The 6,160-nt window shown below is 59.1% G+C and carries 6 protein-coding genes; 3 read left to right on the top strand and 3 right to left on the bottom strand.

The genetic code is table 11. The features are described 5' to 3' along the window. Positions 1-54: 54 nt before the first annotated feature. Positions 55-1,254: a tyrosine--tRNA ligase gene (gene tyrS, locus B348_RS0129550; protein ID WP_017739632.1), complete on the bottom strand. Its 1,200-nt coding sequence runs from the start codon at positions 1,252-1,254 to the stop codon at positions 55-57. 209 nt (positions 1,255-1,463) lie between these two features. On the opposite strand from tyrS, the gene B348_RS0129545 reads away from it, so the two are divergent. Together B348_RS0129545 and B348_RS0129540 are read left to right on the top strand one after the other, a co-directional pair. After that, entirely contained in the window at positions 1,464-2,882 is a 1,419-nt protein-coding gene (locus tag B348_RS0129545; RefSeq protein ID WP_017739631.1) for a peptidoglycan DD-metalloendopeptidase family protein, read from the top strand. Between the two features lie 3 nt (positions 2,883-2,885). After that, a complete protein-coding gene (locus B348_RS0129540) occupies positions 2,886-3,977 on the top strand; it encodes an anhydro-N-acetylmuramic acid kinase (RefSeq protein ID WP_026137166.1) in 1,092 nt (363 codons plus the stop codon). A 65-nt stretch (positions 3,978-4,042) separates the two neighbouring features. Here B348_RS0129540 and erpA read toward each other — a convergent pair whose 3' ends face one another. Both erpA and argC read right to left on the bottom strand, forming a co-directional pair. Then, positions 4,043-4,393 (bottom strand): iron-sulfur cluster insertion protein ErpA, encoded by a 351-nt coding sequence (erpA, locus tag B348_RS0129535; protein ID WP_003176443.1) that lies wholly within the window; start codon positions 4,391-4,393, stop codon positions 4,043-4,045. 165 nt (positions 4,394-4,558) lie between these two features. Then, positions 4,559-5,593 (bottom strand): N-acetyl-gamma-glutamyl-phosphate reductase, encoded by a 1,035-nt coding sequence (argC, locus tag B348_RS0129530; protein WP_017739628.1) that lies wholly within the window; start codon positions 5,591-5,593, stop codon positions 4,559-4,561. A gap of 135 nt (positions 5,594-5,728) precedes the next feature. Here argC and hemJ point away from each other — a divergent pair, with 135 nt between their 5' ends. After that, on the top strand, positions 5,729-6,157 hold the full coding sequence (hemJ, locus tag B348_RS0129525; RefSeq protein ID WP_017739627.1) for a protoporphyrinogen oxidase HemJ: 429 nt from the start codon (positions 5,729-5,731) through the stop codon (positions 6,155-6,157). The last annotated feature ends 3 nt before the right edge of the window (positions 6,158-6,160 follow it).

Below are 6,160 nucleotides of genomic sequence, written 5' to 3'. Positions count from 1 at the left end.
AAGTGGGGCGAATTATAGACAGTTACAATTCGCCGTCAACCCTTATTTACCAACTTATTCGGATTTGAGCGTGATACGCGCAAATGCCTTCTTTCCGGCCTGGCAGACATGGGTAGCGCCCAGCTCATATATAAAGGTGCGATCGACAACCTCACCATCTATACGCACACCACCCGAACCCAGCAGGTCACGTGCAACCGCCGAATTCTTCACCAACCCTGCCTTATTAAGGACGGCAGCAATCGGCATTGCCTCAGCAGCAGTCAACTCAACCTCCGGCAGATCATCCGGCAGCTCGCCATCCTTCATGCGATTGCCTGCTGCACGGTGAGCACTGGCCGCAGCCTCTTCACCATGGAAGCGCGCAACAATCTCTTCCGCCAGCTTGATCTTAACGTCACGCGGGTTGGCACCCGCCTCGACATCAGCGCGCAACGCATTGATCTCATCCATCGAGCGGAAGCTCAACAGCTCGAAGTAACGCCACATCAGCGCATCTGGAATCGAAACCAGCTTGCCGTACATAACGCCCGGCGCCTCCTGGATACCCACATAGTTACCCAGCGACTTGGACATCTTCTTGACGCCATCCAACCCCTCCAGCAAAGGCATGGTCAGGATGCACTGAGCTTCCTGCCCATACGCACGCTGCAGCTCACGCCCCATCAGCAGGTTGAACTTCTGATCGGTACCACCCAACTCAACGTCCGCACGCAGCGCCACGGAGTCATACCCCTGGACCAGCGGATACAGGAACTCATGAATAGCGATCGGCTGATTGGTGGAGTAACGCTTGTCGAAGTCATCACGCTCAAGCATGCGCGCGACGGTGTATTGAGAGGTCAGGCGAATGAAGTCCGCCGGCCCCATCTGATCCATCCAAGTGGAGTTGAACGCCACTTCCGTCTTGGCCGGATCAAGGATCTTGAACACCTGAGTCTTATAGGTCTCGGCATTGTCGAGCACTTGCTCGCGAGTCAGCGGCGGACGCGTCGCGCTCTTGCCGCTTGGATCACCGATCATCCCGGTGAAGTCACCTATAAGGAAGATGACCTGGTGCCCCAGCTCCTGGAACTGACGCAGCTTATTAATAAGCACGGTATGACCCAGGTGAAGGTCCGGCGCAGTCGGGTCAAAGCCGGCTTTAATACGCAGGGGCTGGCCACGCTTGAGCTTTTCGATCAGCTCCGCTTCGACCAACAGTTCTTCCGCACCACGTTTTATCAGCGCTAGCTGCTCTTCAACCGACTTCATAACAGACCCGCAAGGCTCAGATTCAAAAGGGAACCAACCATACAAGATCAGGGACTAATTACAAGTTTTGCCCTGCGCACGGACACCGTTCAGCAAGCCCAGCGTTCGCGAGCTTGCGCCACAGATGATTTGGTTATATTTTATACAGTTATTTCATCTTCATCATGTCATTCATCTTTTCCATTTCATCTTCAAAGTCAAAATTACTTATGACCACTGAACCGTCTAAAGCGCCGCCGCTTTACCCGAAGACCCACCTGCTCGCCGCAAGTGGTATCGCCGCTCTTCTCAGCCTGGCACTCCTGGTATTCCCTTCCAGTGACGTAGAAGCCAAACGAACATCCCTGAGCCTTGACCTGGAAAGTCCAGTTGAACAACTGACACAAGATCAAGACGCTTCCGACGCGCAACAAGCCACAAACGCACCTACCGAATCACCCTTCGCCCAGATAGACGGCAGTCCTGAAGAGACCCAGCAAGCAGCCCAGGAGCAACCTGCGCCTGCAGCCAATGCGGCCAAGAACCCGCAACACCGCGAAGTAATCGTGGCCAAGGGCGACACGCTCTCGACCCTGTTCGAGAAGGTCGGCCTGCCGTCAGCCACAGTTAACGAAGTCCTGGCCAGCGATAAACAAGCCAAGCAGTTCACCCAGCTCAAGCACGGCCAGAAACTGGAGTTCGAACTGACACCTGACGGCCAACTGCACAACCTGCACAGCAACGTCAGCGACCTGGAAAGCATCACCCTGACCAAGGGCGCCAAAGGTTTCGCCTTCAACCGCATCACCACCAAGCCCGTTATGCGTTCCGCCTATTCCCACGGCGTGATCAACAGTTCCCTGTCGCAATCGGCCGCCCGCGCCGGCCTGTCCCACAGCATGACCATGGACATGGCCAGCGTGTTTGGCTACGACATCGACTTCGCCCAGGACATCCGCCAAGGCGACGAATTCGACGTGATCTACGAGCAGAAGGTCGCCAACGGCAAAGTGGTCGGCACCGGCAACATCCTCTCTGCGCGCTTCACCAACCGCGGCAAGACCTACACCGCCGTGCGCTACACCAACAAACAAGGCAACAGCAGTTACTACACCGCTGATGGCAACAGCATGCGCAAAGCCTTCATCCGCACCCCCGTGGACTTCGCTCGCATTAGCTCGCGTTTCTCCATGGGCCGCAAGCACCCAATTCTGAACAAAATCCGCGCCCACAAAGGCGTCGACTACGCCGCCCCGCGCGGTACGCCGATCAAGGCTGCGGGTGACGGTAAAGTCCTGCTGGCCGGTCGTCGCGGCGGTTATGGCAACACCGTGATCATCCAGCACGGCAACACCTACCGTACGCTTTATGGCCACATGCAAGGCTTCGCCAAGGGCGTGCAGACTGGCGGCACCGTGAAGCAAGGCCAGGTGATCGGCTACATCGGCACCACTGGCCTGTCCACCGGCCCGCACTTGCACTATGAGTTCCAGGTCAACGGCGTACACGTCGACCCACTGGGCCAGAAGCTGCCGATGGCTGACCCGATCGCCAAGGCCGAACGCGCGCGTTTCATGCAACAGAGCCAGCCACTGATGGCGCGCATGGACCAGGAGCGCTCGACCCTGCTGGCCTCGGCGAAGCGTTAAGGTATGTCGCTCTATATAGGTGTGATGTCCGGGACCAGCCTCGATGGCCTGGATATCGCCCTGATCAAACAGGACCCGGCGATCGAGCTGATCGCCACCCACTACATTCCCATGCCCGCCGCCCTGCGCACCGAGCTACTCGGCCTGTGCGCCAGCGGCCCGGATGAGATCGCCCGTTCGGCCATCGCCCAACAACACTGGGTGACGCTTGCCGCCCAAGGCATCCACGCCCTGCTCGACCAGCAAAACCTCAAGCCCGAGGATATTCGCGCGATCGGCAGCCACGGCCAGACCATCCGCCATGAGCCCGCTCGCGGCTTTACCGTGCAGATCGGCAACCCTGCCCTGCTCACCGAGCTGACAGGCATCACCGTGGTCAGCGATTTCCGCAGCCGCGACGTCGCCGCCGGTGGCCAAGGCGCCCCGTTGGTTCCGGCCTTTCACGAAGCGCTGTTTGGTGAACGCACCGGCAATCGCGCGGTATTGAACGTAGGAGGCTTCAGCAACCTCAGCCTGATCGAGACTGGCAAGCCCGTAGCCGGCTTCGACTGCGGCCCAGGCAATGTGCTGCTGGATGCCTGGATTCATGAACAACGCGGCGAACACTTCGACCGTGATGGCCAATGGGCGGCCAGCGGCACTATCGCACCCCAGCTACTCAAGGCCCTGCTCAGCGATCCCTTCTTCCTGACCAAGGGCCCTAAAAGCACCGGCCGCGAAGTCTTCAACCTGGGATGGCTGCAACAACACCTTGGCCGCTTGCCCGTATTCGCGCACCAGGACGTCCAGGCCACCTTGCTGGAGCTGACCGCCCTGACCATCGTCGAGTCCCTGCAAACCGCCCAACCCCAGACCGAAACCCTGCTGGTCTGCGGTGGTGGCGCGCACAACTCGACATTGATGAATCGCCTGGCGGCGCTACTCCCCTCGACTCAAGTCAGCAGCACCGCAAGCCATGGCGTAGACCCTGACTGGGTCGAAGCGATGGCCTTCGCCTGGCTCGCCCACTGCTGCCTTGAGGGTATCGCCGCCAACCGCCCCAGCGTTACCGGCGCGCGCGGGCTTCGAGTGCTAGGCGCGATCTACCCCGCCTGAGCCCCAGACAGCAAAACGCCGCTTGGCCTATGAAAGCCAAGCGGCGTTTTTGTATCCGCTGTCGATCAGATCGAGAACGACGACCCGCAACCACAGGTGGTGGTGGCATTAGGGTTCTTAATCACGAAACGCGAACCTTCCAGACCTTCCTGGTAATCCACCTCGGCACCTGCCAAGTACTGGAAGCTCATCGGGTCCACGACCAGGCTCACGCCTTCGCGCTCGACGATGGTGTCGTCATCGGCCACATCTTCATCGAAGGTAAAACCGTACTGAAACCCTGAACAACCGCCGCCCGTAACAAATACGCGCAGCTTCAAGCGATCATTACCCTCTTCATCGACCAGGCTCTTCACCTTGTGCGCAGCACCGTGGGTGAATTGCAAAGCCGTGGGGGTGAAGGACTCAACGCTCATGCTGATAATCTCCCGGCGTACCGCCGCCATATGCGTAATGGCGGGCATTATCCGCTTCTCCTAGAAAAGCGGTCAACTATTGTTACGGTATATCAATCTGCGTGGCGGCCATTAAAAACACAAAAGGCCCGATCAACGGGCCTTTTGCGCAACCACCTAAATGCCTTAAGGCAACATGCCCGCGTGGGACAAGCCCAGCTTCTCATCCAGGCCGAACAAGATGTTCATGTTCTGCACCGCCTGGCCCGACGCGCCCTTGACCAGGTTATCGATCACCGACAACACCACCACCAGGTCGCCGTCCTGTGGACGGTGCACGGCGATACGGCACACGTTGGCACCGCGCACGCTACGGGTTTCCGGATGGCTGCCCGCCGGCATCACATCGACGAACGGTTCGTTGGCATAACGCTTTTCAAACAGCGCCTGCAGGTCCACCGAGCGATCGACCACGGTCGCGTACAACGTGGAGTGAATGCCACGGATCATCGGGGTCAGGTGCGGCACAAACGTCAGCCCCACATCCGTGCCAGCCGCGCGACGCAGCCCTTGGCGGATTTCCGGCAAGTGACGATGCCCTTTTACTGCATAGGCCTTCATGCTTTCCGACGTCTCGGAATACAGCGAACCTACCGCAGCACCACGACCGGCGCCGCTGACGCCCGACTTGCAGTCAGCGATCAAACGCGATGCATCCGCCAGCCCGGCTTCCAGCAACGGCAGGAAACCCAACTGCGTAGCGGTCGGATAGCAACCCGGCACCGCAATCAGGCGCGCCTGCTTGATCTGCTCACGATTGACTTCCGGCAGGCCGTATACCGCTTCTTCAAGCAGCTCCGGGGCGCCGTGAGGCTGGCCGTACCACTTGGCCCACTCATCGGCGTCTTGCAAACGGAAATCCGCCGACAGGTCGATGACCTTGGTACCCGCCGCCAGCAACTCACCGGCCAGTGCATGGGCAACCCCGTGCGGCGTGGCGAAGAACACCACATCGCAGGCGCCCAGCGTCTTGATGTCCGGCACGCTGAACGCCAGGCCGTCATAGTGGCCTCGCAGGTTCGGGTACATATCGGCCACGGCCAGCCCAGCCTCGGATCGGGAAGTGATGACCACCACCTCAGCCTGCGGATGCTGAGCCAACAGACGCAGCAATTCGACACCGGTGTAACCCGTGCCGCCGACGATACCGACCTTGACCATAAACCTGCCCTCAACGAACCCACTGGAAAGCCGACGATAATAGGGGCGGTATCGTCCTGCGACAACCGTCAACGTGACGTACGGGCGCATGAGCCACTACTATCGCCCCTACCGTGAACCTGGGAATAACTAAAAATGCTTTATCTATGGGTCAAAGCCTTCCACATCATCAGCATCGTCTGCTGGTTTGCCGGGCTGTTCTACCTGCCGCGCCTGTTCGTCTACCACGCGCAAAGCGAGGATACCGTCAGCAAGGAACGCTTCAGCCTGATGGAGCGCAAGCTGTATCGCGGCATCATGGGCCCGGCGAGTGTGGCCACGCTGCTGTTTGGCGGCTGGCTGATCTACCTGAACCCGAGCATCTTTCACTCGGGCGGCTGGATCCACGCCAAGCTCACCCTGGTCGTGCTGCTGATCGGCTACCACCACATGTGCGGCGCGCAGGTAAAACGCTTTGCCCGTGGCGAAAACACCCGCAGCCATGTCTTTTATCGCTGGTTCAATGAAGTCCCGGTTCTGATATTGCTGGCTATCGTAATTTTGGTCGTGGTCAAACCGTTCTAACTT

The sequence above is a fragment of the Pseudomonas sp. CBZ-4 genome (genome assembly GCF_000346755.1).
In the GTDB taxonomy this organism is placed as follows: domain Bacteria; phylum Pseudomonadota; class Gammaproteobacteria; order Pseudomonadales; family Pseudomonadaceae; genus Aquipseudomonas.
Note: the sequence above shows the minus strand (reverse complement) of the source record. Positions and strands in the feature narration are given on the sequence as shown.